Source organism: Clostridium sp. AM33-3 (genome assembly GCF_003480315.1).
Taxonomy (GTDB): Bacteria; Bacillota; Clostridia; order Lachnospirales; family Lachnospiraceae; genus Brotaphodocola.
Map to the genome: position 1 here is coordinate 137,839 of NZ_QUIV01000002.1, position 21,557 is coordinate 159,395.

20 protein-coding genes and 2 tRNA genes are annotated in these 21,557 nt (G+C 47.9%); 21 read left to right on the forward strand and 1 reads right to left on the reverse strand.

Translation table 11 applies throughout. From position 1 onward, the window contains the following. Positions 1–111 precede the first annotated feature (111 nt). The 5 genes from DW819_RS01905 (at position 112) to DW819_RS01925 (ending at position 4,421) form a co-directional block, all read left to right on the forward strand. On the forward strand, positions 112–1,035 hold the full coding sequence (locus tag DW819_RS01905) for a sugar phosphate nucleotidyltransferase (RefSeq protein WP_118731822.1): 924 nt from the start codon (positions 112–114) through the stop codon (positions 1,033–1,035). Then, positions 1,028–1,786, forward strand: coding sequence for an exodeoxyribonuclease III (locus tag DW819_RS01910; RefSeq protein ID WP_118731823.1), 759 nt, complete (start codon positions 1,028–1,030; stop codon positions 1,784–1,786). Before DW819_RS01905 ends, DW819_RS01910 begins: the two co-directional genes overlap by 8 nt. Before the next feature lie 48 nt (positions 1,787–1,834). Continuing rightward, a complete protein-coding gene (locus tag DW819_RS01915; protein WP_118731824.1) occupies positions 1,835–3,724 on the forward strand; it encodes an alpha-amylase in 1,890 nt (629 codons plus the stop codon). A gap of 83 nt (positions 3,725–3,807) precedes the next feature. Further along, entirely contained in the window at positions 3,808–4,083 is a 276-nt protein-coding gene (locus DW819_RS01920) for an HU family DNA-binding protein (RefSeq protein WP_118731825.1), read from the forward strand. A 98-nt stretch (positions 4,084–4,181) separates the two neighbouring features. Beyond that, complete coding sequence (locus DW819_RS01925) at positions 4,182–4,421, forward strand: RNA-binding S4 domain-containing protein (protein ID WP_118731826.1); 240 nt, start codon at positions 4,182–4,184, stop codon at positions 4,419–4,421. A gap of 53 nt (positions 4,422–4,474) precedes the next feature. On the opposite strand, the gene DW819_RS01930 is transcribed toward DW819_RS01925, so the two are convergent. After that, positions 4,475–5,386, reverse strand: a complete 912-nt coding sequence (locus DW819_RS01930; RefSeq protein WP_182432544.1) for a LysR family transcriptional regulator — start codon at positions 5,384–5,386, stop codon at positions 4,475–4,477. 169 nt (positions 5,387–5,555) lie between these two features. Here DW819_RS01930 and DW819_RS01935 point away from each other — a divergent pair, with 169 nt between their 5' ends. The 16 genes from DW819_RS01935 (at position 5,556) to DW819_RS02010 (ending at position 21,507) form a co-directional block, all read left to right on the forward strand. Continuing rightward, on the forward strand, positions 5,556–6,701 hold the full coding sequence (locus tag DW819_RS01935; protein WP_177304723.1) for a C45 family peptidase: 1,146 nt from the start codon (positions 5,556–5,558) through the stop codon (positions 6,699–6,701). 19 nt (positions 6,702–6,720) lie between these two features. After that, positions 6,721–8,364 carry an ABC transporter substrate-binding protein gene (locus DW819_RS01940; protein ID WP_118731829.1) on the forward strand — a complete coding sequence of 548 codons (1,644 nt, stop codon included), beginning with the start codon at positions 6,721–6,723 and terminating at the stop codon, positions 8,362–8,364. A 96-nt stretch (positions 8,365–8,460) separates the two neighbouring features. Beyond that, entirely contained in the window at positions 8,461–9,390 is a 930-nt protein-coding gene (locus tag DW819_RS01945) for an ABC transporter permease (RefSeq protein ID WP_118731830.1), read from the forward strand. A gap of 17 nt (positions 9,391–9,407) precedes the next feature. Continuing rightward, entirely contained in the window at positions 9,408–10,265 is an 858-nt protein-coding gene (locus DW819_RS01950) for an ABC transporter permease (protein WP_118731831.1), read from the forward strand. A gap of 11 nt (positions 10,266–10,276) precedes the next feature. After that, positions 10,277–11,254, forward strand: coding sequence for an ABC transporter ATP-binding protein (locus DW819_RS01955; RefSeq protein ID WP_118731832.1), 978 nt, complete (start codon positions 10,277–10,279; stop codon positions 11,252–11,254). Position 11,255: 1 nt separating this feature from the next. Continuing rightward, positions 11,256–12,263, forward strand: a complete 1,008-nt coding sequence (locus tag DW819_RS01960) for an oligopeptide/dipeptide ABC transporter ATP-binding protein (protein WP_118731833.1) — start codon at positions 11,256–11,258, stop codon at positions 12,261–12,263. Between the two features lie 66 nt (positions 12,264–12,329). After that, the gene (gene yabP / locus DW819_RS01965; RefSeq protein ID WP_118731834.1) at positions 12,330–12,614 is read left to right on the forward strand and encodes a sporulation protein YabP; all 285 of its coding nucleotides are present in this window, start codon (positions 12,330–12,332) and stop codon (positions 12,612–12,614) included. Next, positions 12,614–12,943, forward strand: a complete 330-nt coding sequence (gene yabQ, locus DW819_RS01970) for a spore cortex biosynthesis protein YabQ (RefSeq protein ID WP_118731835.1) — start codon at positions 12,614–12,616, stop codon at positions 12,941–12,943. The genes yabP and yabQ overlap by 1 nt, the downstream gene beginning before the upstream one ends. A gap of 48 nt (positions 12,944–12,991) precedes the next feature. After that, complete coding sequence (locus DW819_RS01975; protein WP_118731836.1) at positions 12,992–13,318, forward strand: septum formation initiator family protein; 327 nt, start codon at positions 12,992–12,994, stop codon at positions 13,316–13,318. A 76-nt stretch (positions 13,319–13,394) separates the two neighbouring features. Continuing rightward, positions 13,395–14,801 (forward strand): SpoIIE family protein phosphatase, encoded by a 1,407-nt coding sequence (locus DW819_RS01980; RefSeq protein ID WP_347560149.1) that lies wholly within the window; start codon positions 13,395–13,397, stop codon positions 14,799–14,801. A 138-nt stretch (positions 14,802–14,939) separates the two neighbouring features. Then, on the forward strand, positions 14,940–16,349 hold the full coding sequence (gene tilS, locus DW819_RS01985) for a tRNA lysidine(34) synthetase TilS (protein ID WP_118731837.1): 1,410 nt from the start codon (positions 14,940–14,942) through the stop codon (positions 16,347–16,349). Then, positions 16,339–16,869 (forward strand): hypoxanthine phosphoribosyltransferase, encoded by a 531-nt coding sequence (hpt, locus tag DW819_RS01990; protein WP_118534080.1) that lies wholly within the window; start codon positions 16,339–16,341, stop codon positions 16,867–16,869. The genes tilS and hpt overlap by 11 nt, the downstream gene beginning before the upstream one ends. 12 nt (positions 16,870–16,881) lie before the next feature. Further along, positions 16,882–18,690: an ATP-dependent zinc metalloprotease FtsH gene (gene ftsH / locus DW819_RS01995; RefSeq protein ID WP_118731838.1), complete on the forward strand. Its 1,809-nt coding sequence runs from the start codon at positions 16,882–16,884 to the stop codon at positions 18,688–18,690. A 400-nt stretch (positions 18,691–19,090) separates the two neighbouring features. Next, on the forward strand, positions 19,091–21,163 hold the full coding sequence (locus tag DW819_RS02000) for a glycoside hydrolase family 13 protein (protein ID WP_118731839.1): 2,073 nt from the start codon (positions 19,091–19,093) through the stop codon (positions 21,161–21,163). A 159-nt stretch (positions 21,164–21,322) separates the two neighbouring features. Beyond that, a tRNA-Tyr gene (locus tag DW819_RS02005) sits at positions 21,323–21,404 on the forward strand. A 17-nt stretch (positions 21,405–21,421) separates the two neighbouring features. Beyond that, positions 21,422–21,507: transfer RNA gene (locus tag DW819_RS02010), tRNA-Leu, on the forward strand. Positions 21,508–21,557: the final 50 nt, after the last annotated feature.

Below are 21,557 nucleotides of genomic sequence, written 5' to 3' on the forward strand. Positions count from 1 at the left end.
TTTGCGGAATATTGTTATTTGCCGCGGAGTGTGATATATTTTAGATACATTATGGTCTGACGCCGGGATATGGCGCCGGGATACGTCTGATAATTTGGAGAGGGAATGGGAATGAGAGACACAACACTGGTTATTATGGCAGCCGGAATCGGAAGCCGGTTTGGCGGAGGTATCAAGCAGCTCGAACCGGTAGGTCCGGGAGGAGAAATCATTATGGATTATTCTATCCATGACGCGCTGGCAGCCGGATTTAATAAGATTATTTTTATCATCCGCAAGGATCTTGAGAAAGATTTCAGGGAGATCATTGGAAACCGCATTGAGAAGATTGCCCATGTGGAATATGCATTTCAGGAGCTGAATGCGCTTCCGGAGGGCTACCATGTAACAGAGGGAAGAAAGAAGCCATGGGGAACCGGTCAGGCAGTTCTTACCGTGAAGGATCTGGTGCATGAGCCGTTTCTGGTCATCAATGCAGATGATTATTACGGAAGAGAGGGATTTTTCAAAATCCATGATTATATGATCAATGAGATGGATACTGAGGGTGACGTGTATGACATGTGCATGGGCGGATTCATTCTGGAGAATACATTAAGTGAGAATGGTACTGTAACCCGAGGCGTCTGCGAGGTGAATCCGGATGGCACCTTAAGGGATGTAACGGAGACCTATGATATTGAGCGTAAGGGCAACGGCATCTTTGCGAATGATGAGCAGGGCAATCCGGTGGTTGTGGATGCACGACAGTATGTTTCCATGAACATGTGGGGCCTTCCGCCGAAATTCCTGGATGCCCTGGAGGCAGGCTTTCCAGAATTTCTGGATGGCATCAAAGAGGGAGATGTGAAGGCAGAGTACCTGCTTCCGAAGGTCATTGACCAGCAGATCAAGAGCGGAAAAGCACATGTACGGGTTCTGGAAACCCGGGACAAATGGTTTGGCGTGACCTACAAAGAAGATAAGGATGCGGTGGTTGCATCTATCCGCAAGCTGATCGAGGACGGCATCTATAAGGAGAATTTGTATGACTAAGCTGATTTCCTGGAATGTGAACGGACTGCGTGCCTGTGTGGGAAAGAATTTTCTGGATTTCTTTCATGAGGCAGACGCGGATGTTTTCTGCCTGCAGGAGACTAAGCTGCAGGCCGGACAGATCGACCTGGAGCTGCCGGGATATCATCAGTACTGGAATTACGCGGAGAAGAAGGGATACTCCGGAACGGCATTGTTCACAAAGAAGGAGCCGCTTTCCGTAACGTACGGGATTGGTGTGGAAACGCACGATCATGAAGGACGAGTTATAACCGCGGAGTTTCCGGCATATTATGTAATTACGTGTTATACGCCGAATTCCCAGAATGAGCTGGCACGGCTTGACTACCGCATGGAGTGGGAGGACGCATGGCGCGCGTATTTAAAGCAACTGGATGCAGAAAAACCGGTTATTTTCTGTGGTGATTTCAATGTGGCGCATCAGGAAATTGATCTGAAGAATCCGAAGACAAACCGCAATAATGCCGGTTTCACGGATCAGGAGAGAGAAAAGTTCACGGAGCTGCTGGCAGCCGGTTTTACCGATACCTGGAGGTATTTCTATCCGGATCAGGCGGGAGTTTATTCCTGGTGGTCTTACCGGTTTAAGGCCCGGGAGAAAAACGCAGGATGGCGTATTGATTACTTCTGTGTATCCGACTGCTTAAAAGACCGGCTAGAGTCGGCAAAAATCCACACGGAAGTGCTTGGGTCGGACCATTGCCCGGTAGAACTGTGTCTGAAAGAATAGAACGCGCTGCGGACTGGATGCAGGCCGCAACGGGAAAGGTGGGCAGAATTGGAACAGTATCAGATTGATGTAAATGACAGCAGGGTGTATCCAATGGGCCTCACACGGACAGATGGGGGGATCCATGTATCAGCAGTGGCTGCAGCGAAGGCTTGCAGCCTGCTTTTATTTGTGAAAGAAGACAAAAATGGAAAGGAAGCAAGGTTTCGCGAGGTGCGCAACATTCCGTTTCCGGAAGAAGGAAAGACCGGCCATGTCTGGTCTATGACGTTAAACGGAGCGTTTGATGACCTGTATTATGCTTTTGAGGCAGACGGTAAACGGTTTTCCGATCCCTATGGCCGTTCCTTTGCGGGCCGGGAACGCTGGGGCAGGTTAAGCCATGCGAAACGGCTTCTTTTGTCACCGGTGGCGGAGCCGGAATTTGACTGGCAGGGGGACAGGCCGCTTCATATTCCATATGAGGATTGTATTGTGTACCGGGCTCATGTGCGGGGGCTGACAAAGCATGCGTCTTCTGGGACAGAACACCGGGGAACCTTCCGGGGAGTGGTGGACAAGATTCCTTACTTCAAAGAGCTGGGAATCACTACCCTGGAGCTTTTGCCGCCGGTGGAATTTCAGGAAGTCATGATGCCGGAGAATGTAGAGGGCAATCCCTATGGAACGAGTGAACCTACGAGCCGTCTGAATTACTGGGGCTACGCCAAGGCCGGCATGTTTGCGCCAAAGGCGTCCTATGCGGATCCGGGTACAAATCCGGTGACAGAATTCAAATATATGGTTCGTGAGCTTCACAAGGCCGGTCTGGAGGTGGTGCCGGAGCTTTATTTCTCCGGAAAGGAAGTACCGGAGTTTGTTCTGGAGACTGTGCGTTTCTGGGTGAGGGAATACCATGTTGACGGCATTCATCTGACTGGTTACGCGCCGACTGTCCTGCTGGCTAAGGACCCTTATCTGGCAGACACCAAGCTCTGGGCGTTGTCCTGGGAGGCGGAGAAACCGGCTGCCGGAGAGAAAAAGCATCTGGGCGAATACAATGACGGTTTTCTGATCGATATGCGCCGTGCATTAAAGGGTGATGAGGAACAGATGAGCAGCCTGATCTACCGTAACCGCCGCAATCCGGCGGAGACCGGCGTGCTGAACTTTATGGCAGGTACCAATGGCTTTACCATGATGGATATGGTTTCTTATGATCAGAAACACAATGAGGCCAATGGTGAAAATAACCGGGATGGCAGTGATTACAATTATTCCTGGAACTGCGGAGCGGAAGGCCATGTCCGCAAGAAAAAGATCCAGGAGCTCCGTTCAAGGCAGCTTCGCAATGCCATGCTGCTGCTTTTCTTAAGTCAGGGAACACCGGTGCTTCTGGCAGGTGATGAATTCGGAAATTCCCAGAATGGCAACAATAACGCTTACTGTCAGGATAATGAGATATCCTGGCTGAACTGGAATCTTAATAAGTGGGATCAGGCCCTTCTGGATTTTGTAAAGCATGTCATCGCGTTCCGCAAGGCACATCCGGTCTTTCATATGGAGCAGGAGCCAAGAGTCATGGATTATCTGGCCTGCGGACATCCGGATATTTCTTACCATGGTGTCAATGCCTGGCAGCCGGAATTTGAAAATTTCCGACGTCAGATCGGCATTCTCTACTGCGGTGCTTATGCGAAAAAGCCGAATGGCGAAAACGATGATTTCTTTTTCGTGATTTTCAACATGCACTGGGAGCCGCACAGCTTTGCGCTGCCAAATCTTCCGAAAAACCTGGTGTGGTCGCTTGCTTTTGACACCAGTGACAGCGCGGCGGGAGGTTATTATGAGGAGGGACAGGAACGCCAGATTTTAAACCAGAAGAATTATATGGTGCCGTCCCGTTCTGTTCTCGTGTTTCAGGGAAAGAAAAAGGCGAAAAACCTTGACAAAGCCTAGCAAAACAGATATAAATGAAAGGGCAAAATGAAATACTGAAAAGTGGCCTTTCCGGTCGCTATCGCATTTAGGAGGAATTAATAATGAACAAGACAGAATTAGTAGCAGCAGTAGCTGAGCAGGCAGGCCTTTCCAAAAAAGATGCAGAGGCAGCAGTAAAGGCATTTACCGATGTAGTTGCAGAGGCTCTGAAGGCAGGAGATAAAATTCAGTTAGTAGGCTTTGGTACTTTCGAGGTATCCGAGAGAGCAGCAAGAGAGGGCCGCAACCCGAGAACCGGTGAGACCATGGTCATCGAGGCTTCCAAGACTCCGAAATTCAAAGCTGGTAAGGCATTAAAGGATCTTGTAAACGCTTAATTTTACAGCAGTTATCGTATACTCAAATAACTAAAAAATTCCTCCTATTATGCAAATTGCGTTGTAGGGGGAATTTTAGCCATAAAAGGAGACTCAATATGCGCCTGGATAAATATCTGAAGGTATCTCGCATCATCAAAAGGAGAACTGTAGCAAATGAAGCATGTGATAGCGGACGCGTGATGCTCAATGACAAGATAGCCAGAGCCAGCGCAGAGGTCAAAGTCGGAGATGTGATAGAAATTGGATTCGGCAATAAATCTGTCAAAGTAAAAGTGACCAGTGTCCAAGAAACCGTTCGCAAAGAAGAGGCGAAGGACATGTTTGAATATATTTAAAGAAAAGGCCTTGCAGCAGGAATGCTGCAGGGCTTTTTGTGTTTTCCGGATAATCAATCATAACTGTGCAGATACGTCTCTATCAGCATGTTTTTTAAGGCCCCCATTTCAGCGGAGTAAACATTTTTCTTTTTGGGAGTAAAAAGCTGCATATAGCGATAGTAGTGTTTGTCCGGGCGGCATACCAGAATGTCGGTGTTTCTTGGAATCCCATAAGCGGGAAGAAGGGCAATACTGTTGCTGTTTAATACCATCTGGCAAATATTGTGGCGATTGTTCATCTCGCAGATGGTATGCGGAGCAATGTCGTAATCATGAAACATATTCTGGGCAAGCAGGTATTCGCAGACTCCATGCCCGGAAAGAATAAAGCTTTCCCGGCTGAAGAGTCTCATATCGACAGATGGAGGATTGTCATAGTCTCTGGATGCAAGATGGGCATATGCGTGCTGTGGAGATAATAGTACAAGAAGTTCATCGGTCTTGATGACTTCTGTATTGAAAAACGGATTATTGATAATTTCAGAAAATCCGGCAAATGCCAGATCCAGTTTTCCATCATAAAGTTTTTCAATAATAGTTTTCGACCAGCCTTCGGTGACTCGGACAGAAATGTTGGGAAATATCTCATGAAAATCTGCGTAAATCTGGCCAAACTGTTCAAATAAGGTCTGACATGAGATGCCAATGCTGAGGGAAAACTGATTCTGGGATATTTTCAGTTTTTTGTAAAGATCGTTTCTCAGTTCCAGAATCTTTCGAGCTGTTTTTACATATTCTTCGCCTTCTGGCGTAATCGTCAGCCGGTTCTTATTCCGGGTAAAAAGTGCAACGCCGAGTTCGCGTTCCAATTTGTTCAGATACAGACTGAGCGTGGACTGGGATACGAAAAGGCGCTCTGCAGCTTTGGTTAAATTATGTTCTTCTGCAATCGTAATAATATAAGTAAGCTGCTTAAAATCCACAAAAATCCCTCCCATAAATGTATTAAAAAAATTATAGTCGAAACTATTAACAAAATCAATAGTTTGCATGATTTTTATATATTGGACGAGAATACAAACTAGCGGTAAAATTTATGTAAAAGATACAAATTGCGCGAATTGTATGAAAATTCAACAAGGGAGGAATGGAATGAAGGATGTAGGCGGAATCCCTATTGTGCTGTCAAGAGGAACACCCTACGAGATTGGGTATAACCATGGGAAATCTCATCCGGACAAGGTACGGAAAAGTTTTGAACATAATCTGGTTTCCTGTTTGAAATCAGGCTATGTTTCAAAGGAAGAAGTGTACCGGATTGCAGGTGGTTATATCAAAAATGTAGAAGCGTACAATAAGGATTACATTGAAGAGGTACAGGGAATTGCTGATGGTGCCGGGCTAAAGCTGGAAGACATCATGGTTCTGAATTCACGGACAGAGTTGCAGAAACTGGGCTGCAACCGGAAAAACAGAAGCGGAAAGCTGATTTCCCTTCATCCGGATCTTGAGCCGGAAGCCTGTACATCGATAGCAGTCACCGGGGAGAGAACCGTTGATGGTGCTACTTACGTGGGCCAGAACTGGGACAATTACCCGTGGTCAGAAGAGTGCCTGATTTACCATATCATTGAGCAGAAAAATGGAAAACCATCCATTGCATATTGCGGAGAAGCCGGAATCATCTGCAGATCTGGAATGAATTCTGCAGGATTGGGCGATGGAGTAAACACACTGACAACGAATGCACCGGTAAATTTTGAGGGTGTTCCGCTTCAGTTTTTACTTCGGGGGGTTCTGGATTCCGATAATCTGGGTGCAGCAATTGATGCAATCAATGATGGTAAAAATGGTGCAGTGAACAACATCATGATAGCACAGCGAGATAATGAAGCAGCTGATGTGGAAATGGATTCGGACTGTTGCGGAATTCTTTATCCAACAGATTCGATTTTGACGCATGCGAATCATTATGTATCCATTGGTCATCCCAGATATCCGTATTTGGATAAGGGAAAGGGAAACTCATTTGTAAGACATAACCGGAGTGATAAACTTTTGCGTATGATCGAAGGGAAAATTTCCATTGATGACATTAAGCGGGTATTCAGTGATCATGGAAATTCACCGCAGTGTATTTGCCGTCACGCAGACAAATTAAAACCGGAGGACGAACAGTTAGAGACGGTATTTTCTTTTGTATGCAATCTGACAACACTGGAAATGCATTTTGCACCGAAACGGCCATGTGAAGGATTTCTGACAATCCGGCCTTTCGATTTATTAAAAGATAACTAAATTCACAGAGGAGGAGCTTATGAGGAAAACAAAACGATTTACAGCACTTATGATGGCAGCGCTTGTGGCATTTGGATTAGTGGGATGCGGCGGATCAACAGCTTCGACTCAGCCGGCAGGGGGAGACAGTACAGCTGCAGCCGGCAGTGAAAACTCCGAAACTGGAAGTTCAGGCGGTGCATCAGCATATGTGGATGCAGATGGAAAAGTTGTGGTAAATTTACAGCGTGAAGATGGTATCCAGTCTCTGAATATCTGGAATTATACTTCCGGACCGAACTATATGTTTGCCGAGATGGTATTTGATGCGCTGTACAGCTCTAACCATGGCGGCGATTGTGAACCGCTGATCTGTACCGGTTATGATCTAAGCGATGACCAGAAAGAAGTAACCTTACATATTGCAGAGGGCGTAAAATTCTTCGATGGTTCTGACTGTGATGCAGATGATGTCTATACGGAAATGCAGTACATTGCAGAGCATAAAGATGAAATGGCACTGTTTGCAACAAACTGGAAGTATCTGGAAAAAGCAGAGAAGATGGATGATCACACCGTAAAACTGTATTTAAGTGAGCCGTTCTTCTCTCTGGATATTTCTCTGGCGTATACCTATATTGCAAAAGCAGAAGAAATTGAACAGTATGGTTCCAGCCTGTTCTCTTCTGTAGATACGCTTAACGGCACCGGCCGCTGGAAATTAGATGAGTGGGTTGATGGCCAGTATCTGAAATTCAGCCGCAACACCGATTACTGGCAGGGCGGAGATTTCAGCAACATCGATACCTTATACCTGTGGTTCATTTCCGACCCGACTGCACAGAATGCAGCATTTATCAATGGTGATATTGATTATATCAACAATGTAAATGTGGATCTGAAGTCTATGCTGGATCCGGTAGCAGATCAGTGTGAGATCACAGATTCTATTTCCGAAGTTATGTACTATCTGCAGTTTAAGATGGATGGTAAGGCTCCGACCACAGACCAGAATTTACGTTATGCAATTATGCATGCAATTGACAGAGATGCATTCTGTTCCCTGATGGGTGGCGGACTTGTAATGAACGATTTCTTTACCACCCATGCAGAAGGCCATCAGGACAGCCTAGAAGCGTTGAAATATGATCCGGAACTGGCAAAAGAGTATTTGGCAAAGTCCAGTTATAACGGTGAGGAATTAGTATTATTAAGCCGCAGTGATATTTCTTATGCAGATTCCATTATGACTGCAATGGCAGATTACCTGAATCAGATTGGCATTAAGACAAGGGTAGATATGGTTGATACAGCAACCATGAATACCAGACGAACCGATGGTGATTATGATATCTTTATGGTAAATCTGGCAACCTGGGATGGAAACGCACTGACTCAGAACCTGGTTCCGCGTGTTGTACAGGATATGCACAGCAATGGCTATAAGAATGATGAACTGAATGCAAAAATTATGGAAGCATTTGGTGATATGAATAAGGAGACGCGAGTAAAAACTCTGGAAGAGGTTGATAACATTCTTTATGAGTTACAGGGACCGATTGTTCCGCTGATGCAGGTTATGAGAAGCTCCTGTATAAGAAAAGGTCTTACCGGTCTTATTGAAAATCCGCTGTCTGGCTATATCTTTACTAATGTAACGGTTGAGGAGGATTATCTTAAGTAAGACGAAGCCATATAGCAAATAACTGAATGGAGACGAGTCGCTGTATGCTTTTAGCAGCGGCTCATTCTCCCTAGTGGCAATATATAGGAGGCGTTTATGGTTAAATTTTTTACAAAAAGAATCCTGTGTCTGCTATTAGTCGTGTGGATTGTTTCGGTACTGGCATTTGTCATGATGCGTCTGGCACCGGGCGATGCTGCAGTCATGGCACTTCCGGATTATGCTTCGGAGGCGCAGATTGAGGCAATGCGGGCAAAACTTGGTCTTGATAAACCTTATATTACTCAGTATCTGATGTATCTTGGAAATCTTCTGAAAGGGGATCTGGGAAATTCTGTATTATATGAAAAACCATGTCTGGATGTAATTATGGAGCGGCTTCCGGCAACTCTGAGTGTTACTATCGTGTGCTCAGCACTGGTACTGATCATCAGTATTCCGTTAGGAATCATTGCAGGCGTCAATAAAGGCGGACCGGTAGATTTCTTTGCAGTATTATTTGCACTCCTGGGTCAGTCTATGTCCGTAGTATGGATCTGTGTATTGCTTCTTTTGCTGTGTTCTGTTAAACATAACTGGCTTCCTAGTATGGGATATAATGGACTGTTTGATGTTAAGTATCTAATTATGCCAGCAATTGCGATGGGGTACAAAATGTGTGCCGGAATGGTACGAATGGGCCGTTCCGGAATGATCGATGTTTTAAATGAGGATTATATCACTTGTGCCTATGCACGAGGTTTAAGTCGGTTTGAAGTAAACTGCAAGTATGCATTTAAAAACTCTATCATTCCGGTTATTACTCTGTTTGGCATGGATGTTGCAGCAATGTTAGCCGGAGCGGTCATTATTGAGACAACATTTACGATTCCAGGAATTGGAAGCATGCTCGTAAAAGCAGTTTCCAATCGTGACTACCCGTTAACCCAGTCTACGCTGGTTGTAACGGCCGCGATGTTTGCAATTGTGAACCTGGTGGTAGATATTGTAAATGCTTTCATTGACCGCCGGATGAAACTAAACTGATAAGGAGGGGGATGCAGATGAAAGGAAAGATACTTGTTCGCCGTATGTTAAGAAGTCCCCAGTTCATGATCGGGTTTTTTATAGTATTTGGAATTGTAATAGTCAGTGTGTTTGCAAGGCAGCTGGCACCTATGGATGAAAATATGAACCACATTGTGGCAAGATTTACTCCGCCGCAGGGAATTGATGCTTATAAAACCGGTGGATATGTGCTTGGAAGCGATGAACTTGGGAGAGACATTCTTTCAAGAGTTCTGATCGGAAGTCAGATTTCTTTAAGAATTGCTTTTATTGGAACTGTGTGTGTAACGGTGGTTGGAACACTCCTGGGCGTGTTTGCTGGGTACTTTGGAGGCGTAGTAGATGATATTGTTATGCGTGCAACAGAAGTTACCATGGCAATTCCGTCTATGACACTTGGCATTGTTATTATGGCAATTTTCGGACCGAGTATCTCTAACCTGATTCTTGTAATGATCATAACATCCTGGAAAAATTTCGCTAAAATATCAAGAAACCAGGTTATGATTATGCGGAACCGGGAATTTGTTCAGGCATCCAGAGCGCTAGGCGGCTCCGGATGGCATATTATCATGACTCAGATTATGCCAAACGTGACAACTCCTCTTCTGATTCAGTTATCAGGAACTTTTGGTGGAATTATTCTGACCGAAGCAGGACTCAGCTACTTGTATTTAGGTGTTCAGCTTCCAAATCCTTCCTGGGGAAATATGATAGCGGGAGGACGTACCTATCTGGCTGCATACCCATGGATGGTAATTGTTCCAGGTGTAGCACTTATGATTACGGTACTGGGCTTCAATTTTCTTGGTGATGGACTCAGAGATGTTTTGGATCCAAAACAGACCAGATAGGGGGAGCAGGTATGGAGAAAGATGTTTTACTTAGAATAACGGATTATGTGGTAGAATTCAAAACCGAAAATGGAACAAAACAGGCCATCAACCATTTAAATCTGACAATACATAAAGGAGAATCTCTTGGCCTGGTAGGGGAGGCCGGTGCAGGCAAGACAACAACTGCACTTGGTGTACTCAGACTGCTTCCAAAACACTCTGCCAAAATAAAAAGCGGTATTATTGAATTTCATGGAGAAGATATGGCAAAATTTTCGGAGCGTAGGCTCAGAGAAATTCGCGGAGATAAAATTTCCATGATTTTCCAAAATCCTTTGACTTCTTTAAATCCTGTATTTACCGTAGGGGAACAGATTGCAATGGTATTGCGGAAACATAAAAATATCGGAAATAAGCAGGCAATGGAAGAAGCCGGAAAATTAATGGAAACTGTGGGGATTGCAAAAGAGAGAATTAATGATTATCCTCACCAATTTTCCGGTGGAATGCGTCAAAGGATTGGTATTGCTGCGGCGCTTGCCTGCAGTCCGGAACTGTTGATAGCAGATGAGCCAACGACTGCGTTGGATGTGACTATTCAGGCTCAGATTCTGGAACTCATGAAAAAGCTTCAGAAACAGTACGATACTTCTCTGCTGATGATCACACATAACCTGGGCATCATCAGTGAACTGTGCAGGAATGTGGCAGTTATGTATGCAGGTGCAATTATTGAATATGGTAGCGTGAAAGAAGTGTTCACAAATCCGATGCACCCGTATACAAAGGGGCTGTTGGGAGCGATTCCGACACTGGATGACCAGAAAGAGCGGCTTGTGGCAATACCAGGTGAGGTTGCCAATCCATACCATTTGCCGAAAGGATGCAGTTTTAATCCAAGATGTGAATGCAAAAATGCAGATTGCGCGGAGGAAATTCCGCCAATGATAAAGATCAATGAATCTCATTATGTATCATGTTTTCATTGTGGAGAGGTAGGACAATAATATGGCTGAAGAAAAAAAACCTCTGATTGAAGTGAAAAATCTGAAAAAGTATTTTCAGGTGGGAAGCGGAAAGACACTCCACGCAGTGGATGATGTCAGCTTTTCCCTGGAAAAAGGACAGACACTGGGGCTTGTTGGAGAGAGCGGATGTGGAAAAAGTACCGTTGGTACCGTAATCATGCGCCTGCAGGATCCGACTTCCGGTGAATTGCTTTTTGAGGGAAAGGATATTTTCAAGTGTAAAAACAGGAAAGAAAATCTTCAGTATTGCAAAGAAATGCAGATTGTATTCCAGGATCCATATTCGTCCCTGAATCCGAAGAAGACAATCAGGAGCATTTTGTCTGAAGGATATTTGATTCATCATACTGTATCCAAAAAGGATTTAAATGATGTTCTGGCGCTGCTTTCAGAGAAAACAGGAATCTCAAAGGATATGTGGGATCAGTACCCGCATGAACTGGATGGAGGAAAACGTCAGGTTGTCGGAATTGCCAGAGCACTCAGTATGAATCCGAAGTTTATTGTCTGTGATGAGCCGGTTTCCTCTCTGGACGTGTCGGTACAGGCAAAGGTGCTTAATTTGCTAATGGATTTGCAGAAAGAAATGAACTTGTCATATTTGTTTATTTCCCATGATTTGAGTGTTGTAAAACATATTTCAGATCGGATTGCGGTTATGTATCTTGGACAGATTGTGGAAACCGCAGATAAGGAAACTTTGTTTGCGGATACAAGACATCCGTATTCTATTGCGTTGCTTTCTGCAATTCCAAAAGTGGATGTAGAAAACAAAGTCAGCCGTATTGTATTAAAGGGTGATGTTCCAAGCCCGATCAATCCGAAACCGGTGTGTCGTTTTGCAAACCGGTGCTGGATGAGCCAGCCGATCTGTTTTGAACAGGAACCGGAATTAAAAGAGGTATCTCCAGGACATTGCGTGAAATGTCACTTTGCGGAAAAATCCAGAGAATTGATGATTGGCGCAGAAAAAACGGGACTTAACTGACAGGAAGAATAAACAGCAAAACCTTCCCATATACTGAACCATGAGTTCAGGTGGGGAGGTTTTTTTGTGGAAGAAAGAACCGGGATCCAGGACCATGCCTGTCGGCTGGAGAACCGCAATGCTGCGAGTCTGACCGGAGTGCGGGAAGTGGTGTCCTTTGACGAAAACCAGGTGGTGATGGATACGGATATGGGGCTTCTGACGATCAAGGGAAAAGACCTCCATGTCAGCCGGCTTACCGTGGAAAAGGGAGAACTGGAGGTGGAGGGGCAGGTGGACAGTCTGGCCTATTCTTCCAACGAAGCATACCGGAAAACCGGGCAGTCCATCCTGGCCCGGCTCTTTGGCTGATGGCGGCGGTGTGCCGGGAGGCACGGCTGCTGCTGCATGGAATCGCCGTGGGAGCAATTCTGATGGCGGTGTACGACATTCTGCGCTTTCTGCGGATGCTGATCCCCCATGGAAGTCTGGCGGTAGGAGTTGAAGATTTTTGTTACTGGATCTGGTCCGGCTTTTTTACCTTCCTGTTTTTGTACCGGGAGAATGACGGAGCCCTGCGTTTTTATATGATCGGAAGTATTTTTCTGTCCATGCTGGCTTATGACCGTATCATCAGCAGAAATTTGCGAAAGGTCTTGAAAATGATGCTTCGATGCATTAGAATGAAATTACACAGGTAACATAAGATTTATTTAGAAAGTCAGGGTAACAAGAAGCTGGTGAGAAACATGAAGACGCGGGGAACAGGGCGCAGAAAGCGCCGGGAAGGCTGGAGTAACCGCCTGGCCATCATTGGCATTACCGTGGTGGTGCTCAGCCTGGCACTGGTGGTCAACATTAAGAATCACTCCATGGAGAAAAAGGTGATGGAATACCAGGCCAAGGAAGAATCACTGACCCGCCAGGTGGAAAATGAACAGAAACGGGCCGCAGAGCTGGAAGAACGCAGGGTCTATGTTCAGACCAAGCAGTACATCGAGGAAGTGGCCAAGCAGAAGCTGGGATTGGTAAAGCCGGATGAGGTTCTGCTCAAACCAAGACCGAAAGATCACTAAAATCATACGAGACCGGAAGTAACAGACATAGGATCCTTTCCTGCCGCATATATTGTGGTTCAGGAGGGGATTTTTTGTGTGGAAACGAAACCGTCGCCGGGATATGGCTGATGTTAATATTTATACGGCAGAGAGATTAAATGAGATGGCCAGATCACTGGGTGAGCTGGCCCGGGCGTGCAATGACCGGATGGAAGAAGAACGCGGGCTGACCCGGGCGGATGCCCTGGCGGCCATGCAGACAGCAGCGGCGGTCGTCTGCGGGCAGTGCAGCCGCTGCAATCTGTATTGCGATGCAGAGAAGGAGGACAGCTATTATCTGTATTATCTGCTGCGTTCCTTTGAGCAGAAGGGCAGAGTGGAATATGAGGACATGCCCCGGCTGTTTCTGGAGGCGTGCCGGAACAAGGAAGAGTATCTCGCACAGCTGAACCGGAATCTCGGACGTGCCACCATGAATCTGGAATGGAAGAACCGATTCCTGGAAAGCCGGGATACGGTCATGGTACAGTTCCGGGAGCTGGCGGTGATGCTGGAGGAGTTTGCAGGGCAGATGAGCAGGGCTGCCGACATTACGGATCAGAAAGAGGACGCGGTGCGCCGTCTGTTCCGCCTGCATCAGATCGCGGTAGATAACATGCTGCTTTTAGAACATGAGAAGAGCTATCGGGAGGCCTATGTGACTATGCATGCATTAGGTGGGCGCTGCATGACGGCAAAGGATGCCGCAGCGCTGTTTGGACAGGCTGTGGGTGGCAGAGGGTGGTATGCACCACCGGACACAAGGGCTCTTATTACAAAGCAGCCTGGGGTGATGCGTTTCCTTGAGCCGGGAGCATACCGGATGATGTACGGGGTTGCGCGTATGTCAAAGAATGGAACCGGGATATCCGGAGATAATTATACATATTCGGGGAGTCTGCCGGGACAGGTGATCATGAGTCTTTCAGATGGCATGGGAAGCGGAGCGGCCGCAGACCAGGAGAGCCGGAAGGTGATCGAGCTTTTGCAGCAGCTTTTGGAGACTGGCTTTTCTGCCCGTTCCGCCCTGAAGATGGTAAATACCATCCTGATGCTGACCGGGACTGAACAGCATCCGGCTACGTTGGATCTTTGCTGTGTGGATCTTTGCAGCGGTGTGCTGGAAGCAATGAAGATGGGAGCTGTGGCAACCTTTGTGCTCAGCAACGGGCAGGCAGAGATACTGGATGCAGGCAATCTGCCGGCAGGTGTGCTCTCCCAGGCAGAGCCGGCGCTTCTGTCACGCAAGCTCTGGGATAATGACCAGATCATTATGATAACGGATGGGGTACTGGATGCCTGCCCGGGTCTGGATAAGGAGCAGAGCCTGAAAGAATACCTGGAGTCCATGCCGGTGAAAACACCTCAGGATATGGCAGAGCGAATCCTGCGGTTTGCATGCCAGAACGGCGGCATGCAGGATGATATGACCGTGCTGACGGCCGGGATCTGGAAGCGTTAGAGAGGACCGAAAAAGTCATGGATGATTTTGCCCTGTGAGTGCTGTAACGAGAAAAACACAGGTTGCGCAGGAGTAAAATTGCGGGTATAGTGTAATTGGTGACAGAAAAAACAGAATTGCTTTTACGGGTAGGATAACATGTTAAAGAAAGTAAGAGATTATATGCGGGAACATGAGATGACCGCTCCGGGGGATGCAGTGATCGTGGCGCTTTCCGGCGGGGCGGATTCCGTGTGCCTGCTGACGGTATTAAAACAGCTGGCAACGCCGGAATTCTTGCTTCGTGCGGTCCATGTTCATCACGGCATCCGCGGGGCAGAGGCAGATCGGGATGAGGATTTTGCGCAAAAACTGTGTGAAAGCCTTTCTGTACCGCTGTGTGTGGCTTATTGCCATGTCCCGGCCTATGCAGCGGAGCATGGTCTTTCGGAAGAGGAAGCAGGAAGGATTCTGCGTTATCAGGTGCTGGAGAAAGAGGCCGGAAAATGGGAACAGGAATTACCGGCGGGCAGCCGGGTCAAAATTGCCCTGGCTCATCACCGGGATGACAATGCCGAAACAATCCTGCATCATCTTCTGCGTGGAAGCGGCCTTACCGGTCTTGCCGGGATCCGGCCGGTGCAGGGGCGCCGTATTCGCCCGCTGCTCTGCGTGGGGCGTGAGGAAATAAGGGCATATCTGGAGGCAGGGCATATCAGCTGGTGTGAGGACAGTACCAACCAGTCGCCGGATTATACCAGGAACCGGATTCGCAGCCAGGTGCTTCCGCTTTTAAAAACAGCGGTAAATGAGCAGGCAGAGGAGCACATTCTCCAGGCAGGGCAGATTATCGGGCAGGCAGATGCTTATCTGCGTCAACAGGCAGAGGAAATATGGCAGGAAGCAGTCTGTGGGCGAGAGGAAGATCTTGCGGCCATTCCCCTTACGGCATTTGCAAGACAGCCGGAAATTCTGAAAACCTATCTGATCCGTCATATGCTGGACCAGCTGCATCCGGGCTGGAAGGACATCGGCAGCCGCCATTTCACGGCAATCGCGGAACTGGCAGGCAAACCGGTGGGAAGTCGTCTGGATCTCCCGGGCGGACTTATGGCGCGGACCGGATATGAAACGCTGGAAATCGTGCGAAAGACGGAACGGGAAGTGTCCGTGAAGACAGAAAGCGGAGCAGATGGGGAAATCCACGGCCGCCAGACAGTTCCGGAGCTTCATATGACGGTTTTTTCTCGTCAAAAAGATCAAGAAATTCCCAAAAACCAGTATACGAAATGGTTTGACTATGATAAAATTAAAGGTACGCTGTCTGTGAGAACCAGACGGACGGGAGATTACCTGATCCTGCCGTCCGGAGGGAGCAAGACCATTGCCCGTTACATGATCGATGAGAAAATCCCGAAAGAAAAAAGGGAGCAGATTCTGCTTCTGGCAGAAGGCAGTCATGTGTTGTGGGTAGTGGGCTTTCGGATCAGCGAATACTATAAGATAGAAGAACATACAGAAAACATATTGCAGGTAACCTGCGACGGAGGAAAAGATTATGGCAGATAAGATCAGAGTATTGTTGCCGGAAGAAGACGTAAACAAGCGAATCAGTGAAGTAGCAGAGCAGATCAGCAAAGATTATGAGGGAAAACAGATCCACCTGATCTGTATCTTAAAGGGTGGAGTATTTTTTACCTGTGAGCTGGCAAAACGCATCACAGTTCCGGTCACCATGGATTTCATGTCTGTTTCCAGCTACGGAGACGACACCAAGTCCAGCGGAGTGGTCCGCATCGTTAAGGATCTGGATGAATCCCTGGCGGACAAGGAGGTCCTGATCGTGGAAGATATCATCGATTCCGGCCGCACCCTTGCATACCTGATCGAGGTATTAAAGCAGCGTGGGCCGAAGAGCATTCACCTGTGTACCCTGCTTGACAAGCCGGAACGTCGTGTGAAGAAGCAGGTCAAGGTAGATTATACCTGTTTCACCATTCCGGATGAGTTTGTAGTAGGCTACGGTCTGGACTATGCCCAGAAATACCGCAATCTTCCGTACATCGGAGTGGTTGAGGTTGACCAGTAAGGAGGCCGATGAGTGAAACAGCAAAATGGTTTTCGGGGTGGCTGGCTGCTTTTTCCGCTGCTCCTGATCGTACTGGCTCTGGTGTTTATGCCGGGCAGAAAACAGAACGAACTGAGTTATCAGCAGTTCAAACAGGTACTGGAAAGCGGAGATGTGGGTTCTCTGATCATTTACCAGAATGAGCAGACGCCAACCGGTGAGGTGCGTCTTGCAAATCACGCGGGAGAGGTTTATGTAACCTATGTGTCCGATGTAAACCAGACCCAGCAGATGCTTCAGGATATGGACATTGACTACAGTATGAACGATGTTCCGCAGACCAGCTACTGGATGAGCATCATTCTTCCGGTGGCTGTTTCCGTAGGCGCGGTCGTTCTGATGCTGATCATCATGAATATGAGAGCCGGTGCCGGCGGCGGAACCAATGCCAAGATGATGAACTTTGGCAAGAGCCGTGCCCGCATGACCAACACCAGCAATGTTACCTTTAAAAATGTGGCAGGTCTTCAGGAGGAAAAGGAAGATCTGGAGGAGATGGTGGACTTTTTAAGAAATCCGCAGAAATATACCAGTGTGGGAGCGAGAATTCCGAAGGGCGTTATTTTAGTAGGCCCTCCGGGAACTGGTAAGACTCTGCTTGCCAAGGCAGTAGCCGGTGAGGCAGGCGTACCGTTTTTCTCCATTTCCGGTTCTGATTTCGTAGAGATGTTTGTCGGTGTGGGAGCGTCCCGCGTCCGCGATTTATTTGAGGATGCCAAGAAGGCAGCGCCGTGTATTGTTTTTATCGATGAGATCGATGCGGTAGCCCGCAGACGAGGCACCGGCATGGGCGGCGGTCACGATGAGCGTGAGCAGACTTTAAACCAGCTTCTCGTTGAGATGGATGGCTTTGGTGTGAATGAGGGTATCATCGTCATGGCTGCGACCAACCGTGTCGATATCCTGGATCCGGCTATTCTGCGTCCGGGCCGTTTTGACCGTAAGGTAGCAGTAGGGCGTCCGGATGTGAAGGGCCGTGTGGAAATCCTTCAGGTACATTCCAAAGAGAAGCCGTTAGGTGAGGATGTAGATCTGGCCCGCGTGGCTAAAACAACCTCCGGCTTCACCGGAGCAGATCTGGAAAATCTTATGAATGAGGCAGCGATCCTTGCAGCAAGGGAGAACCGCAGCTTTATCCGCCAGTCGGATATCGACCGCTCTTTTGTTAAGGTTGGTATCGGTGCAGAGAAAAAGAGCCGTGTCATTTCAGAAAAAGAAAAGAAGATCACCGCATACCACGAGTCCGGCCATGCAATTTTATTCCATGTGCTGCCGGATGTTGGCCCGGTCCATACCGTATCCATCATCCCGACCGGTGTCGGTGCGGCAGGCTACACCATGCCGCTTCCGGGCGATGACGAGATGTTTAATACCAAGGGCAGGATGCTGCAGGATATCATGGTATCTCTTGGCGGCCGTATCGCGGAAGAGATCATCTTCGGCGATGTGACGACCGGTGCTTCCCAGGATATCAAGCATGCCAGCAAGATCGCACGTGCTATGGTGACCCAGTACGGCATGTCTGAGAAGGTTGGCATGATCGACTATGGCAGTGATGATGATGAGGTCTTTATCGGCCGTGATTTCGGTCATGTGCGTACCTATAGCGATGAAGTGACGGCTTCCATTGATGAGGAAGTAAAGCGTATCATTGACGAGTGCTATGACAAGGCGAAAGCCATCATCCTGGAGCACCGGGATGTGCTGGAAAGCTGTACGGCACTGCTGATCGAGAAAGAAAAAATCGGTCAGGAAGAGTTTGAGGCGCTGTTCCAGAAGTAAATGGGGCTGAAAACTATACAAACTGCACAAAAAAAGTTTTGAAATTTGTTCATGTTTGTTAACACTTATCGGCTGGGCCGTGCTATTATAATAGGCGTAAACCCCCCAATACATTATATAGTTTTTGCTACACCCCATAAGAAACGAAATACCTTCTCCTGAAAGAGCCAGCTACCCCGCTGGCTCTTTTGCTGTTTTGAGATACTATACCAAAACAGCGGATTTTCAGTTCAAAAATTCCTACTTGAATTACTTAAACATGTTGTAATCGACATGAGAATCATTTAAAATAAATTTATATGATTCCATCAGATTCGTCTGAGCGTATAAGAAAAAGTTACTGTTGGCTTAACACGCGAACGGGGCCGACGGATCTGGGCAGGAAGGAGCAGGGGTTATTATGTTTGATGAGCATCAGGAAAATGAAATAAACCGGCAGGCATTGTTTTCGGATGAGACGCAGGATTACCGATACCCGGAGGAACCGGACGCAGGTGAGACAGTAACTCTCCGGTTTCGCACAGCAAAAAATGATGTCGATCGGGTTTTTTATATTGAGGAAGATAAGAATGTACAGGCGGAGATGAGGAAGGTATCTTCTGACAGCCTGTTTGACTATTACGAGTATCGCATGGAGGCGGACAGTCAGCCTCAGCGCTATTATTTCCAGGTGGTGAAGGGCAGCGCAGTCTGCTATTTTAACCGTCTGGGCGCAACCATGGATATTCAGAGCTGCTACGCATTTCGTATTACGCCAGGATTTCATACGCCGGAGTGGGCAAAGGGCGCGGTCATGTACCAGATCTTTGTGGACCGCTTCTGCAACGGTGACCAGAGCAACGATGTGACGGAATGTGAGTATGTCTATATTGGGCGTCCGGTACATCAGGTAACCGACTGGAGCACCAATCCGTCTACCATGGATGTGGGCTGCTTCTACGGCGGTGATCTTCAGGGCGTGTGGGACAAGCTGGATTATCTGCAGTATCTGGGAGTTGAAGTGATCTATTTCAATCCGCTGTTTGTCTCGCCGTCCAATCACAAGTACGACAGTCAGGATTATGACCACATCGATCCGCACTATGGCGTGATCGTCAAAGATGGCGGTGAGCCGGTGGCAGCAAACGCGGTGAACAATGACCATGCGACCAGATATCAGGTGCGCAGTGCTGACCCGCAGAACTTGGCAGCCAGCGATGCATTTTTTGCCCGTTTCATGGAAGAAGTTCACAGGCGCGGCATGCGGGTCATCATCGACGGTGTGTTCAATCACTGCGGCTCCTTTAATAAATGGCTGGATCGAGAGAAAATTTACAGCCACCAGGGAAGCTATGAGCCAGGCGCTTATGAAAGTAAGGAAAGCCCGTACCGCAGTTTCTTTAAGTTTTACAATGAGGACGCATGGCCGGATAACGGAACCTATGACGGCTGGTGGGGACATGACACGCTGCCGAAGCTAAACTATGAGGATTCGCCAAAGCTGTTTGAGTACATTATGAAGATTGCCGGGAAATGGGTGTCTGCCCCGTATGGAGTAGATGGCTGGCGCCTGGATGTAGCGGCAGACCTGGGCCACAGCAGCGAGTACAATCACAAGTTCTGGCAGGAATTCCGCAAGCATGTCAAGGAGGCAAACCCGGAGGCAATGATCCTGGCTGAGCATTACGGAGATCCAAGCAGCTGGCTGGCGGGTGATCAGTGGGATACGGTCATGAACTATGATGCTTTCATGGAGCCGCTGACCTGGTTTCTGACTGGTATGGAGAAGCACAGCGATGAGTACAACGGTGCTCTTTACGGTGACGGTGTGAGCTTTTTCCGCTCCATGTATTACCACATGAGCCGCATGCAGACCCAGTCGGTCCTGGTGGCCATGAATCAGCTTTCCAACCATGATCACAGCCGTTTCCTGACCCGTACCAACCAGATCGTGGGCAGAATCGGAACAGCCGGGGCCAAGATGGCAGAGTTTGGCATCAATTACGGAATCTTCCGCGAAGCCATTATGGTACAGATGACCTGGCCGGGGGCACCGACCCTATATTATGGTGACGAAGCAGGAGTCTGCGGATGGACTGATCCGGACAACCGCCGGACTTATCCGTGGGGTTTCGAGGATTTTGAGCTGATCGAGTACCACCGTTACCTCATCGATCTGCATAAGAAGCTTCCGGCCCTGCGCCGCGGTTCCTTAAAGCAGCTTCTGGCAGACCGCCAGCTCATCGCCTACGGCCGCATGAGCGGGGCAAACAAGTGCGCAGTCATCATCAACAACCGTGGCGATGGCAGAAGTGTCAGAGTGCCGGTGTGGGAGCTTGGCATCACCGATGAGGATGTCATCACCCGGGTAATGCTGTCTGATGAAAAGGGCTATAATGCCGGACGCATTGATTATCGTGCCGATCATGGCTGGCTGACGCTGGATGTGCCGGCCCACAGCGGCGTGCTGTTGTCGAGCGGGGCACTGGTGTAGATGGCATAGACGAAAATAAAAAATCAGGGCTGTCGCAACCGGTCTTTTGACGCGTTGCGGCAGCCCTGACATTGCAAGAATATTACAGGAATATAAAAAAACTTCTTGCATTTTGATTATTGGTATGATAATATAATTTTTGCTTGTCGAAGCTAGTATGGATGGGTTCCCGAGTGGCCAAAGGGGGCAGACTGTAAATCTGTTAGCTGTGCTTTCGGTGGTTCGAATCCACCTCCATCCATTTCCTGAAAAGGATATGCCGCAGTGGCGGAACTGGCAGACGCACAGGACTTAAAATCCTGCGGGACTAATCTCCCGTGCCGGTTCGATTCCGGCCTGCGGCATTCATAGTTTCAGGTATTCACAGTTACGATGAGACGGGCCTTGGTAGCTC

Bases quoted from the DNA above. Each gene is read 5' to 3' on its own strand.
- DW819_RS01905 (WP_118731822.1), top strand. From the start codon at position 112: ATGAGAGACACAACACTGGTTATTATGGCAGCCGGAATCGGAAGCCGG.
- DW819_RS01910 (WP_118731823.1), top strand. From the start codon at position 1,028: ATGACTAAGCTGATTTCCTGGAATGTGAACGGACTGCGTGCCTGTGTG.
- DW819_RS01920 (WP_118731825.1), top strand. From the start codon at position 3,808: ATGAACAAGACAGAATTAGTAGCAGCAGTAGCTGAGCAGGCAGGCCTT.
- DW819_RS01925 (WP_118731826.1), top strand. From the start codon at position 4,182: ATGCGCCTGGATAAATATCTGAAGGTATCTCGCATCATCAAAAGGAGA.
- DW819_RS01935 (WP_177304723.1), top strand. From the start codon at position 5,556: ATGAAGGATGTAGGCGGAATCCCTATTGTGCTGTCAAGAGGAACACCC.
- DW819_RS01940 (WP_118731829.1), top strand. From the start codon at position 6,721: ATGAGGAAAACAAAACGATTTACAGCACTTATGATGGCAGCGCTTGTG.
- DW819_RS01945 (WP_118731830.1), top strand. From the start codon at position 8,461: ATGGTTAAATTTTTTACAAAAAGAATCCTGTGTCTGCTATTAGTCGTG.
- DW819_RS01950 (WP_118731831.1), top strand. From the start codon at position 9,408: ATGAAAGGAAAGATACTTGTTCGCCGTATGTTAAGAAGTCCCCAGTTC.
- DW819_RS01955 (WP_118731832.1), top strand. From the start codon at position 10,277: ATGGAGAAAGATGTTTTACTTAGAATAACGGATTATGTGGTAGAATTC.
- DW819_RS01960 (WP_118731833.1), top strand. From the start codon at position 11,256: ATGGCTGAAGAAAAAAAACCTCTGATTGAAGTGAAAAATCTGAAAAAG.
- yabQ (WP_118731835.1), top strand. From the start codon at position 12,614: ATGGCGGCGGTGTGCCGGGAGGCACGGCTGCTGCTGCATGGAATCGCC.
- DW819_RS01975 (WP_118731836.1), top strand. From the start codon at position 12,992: ATGAAGACGCGGGGAACAGGGCGCAGAAAGCGCCGGGAAGGCTGGAGT.
- tilS (WP_118731837.1), top strand. From the start codon at position 14,940: ATGTTAAAGAAAGTAAGAGATTATATGCGGGAACATGAGATGACCGCT.
- hpt (WP_118534080.1), top strand. From the start codon at position 16,339: ATGGCAGATAAGATCAGAGTATTGTTGCCGGAAGAAGACGTAAACAAG.
- DW819_RS02000 (WP_118731839.1), top strand. From the start codon at position 19,091: ATGTTTGATGAGCATCAGGAAAATGAAATAAACCGGCAGGCATTGTTT.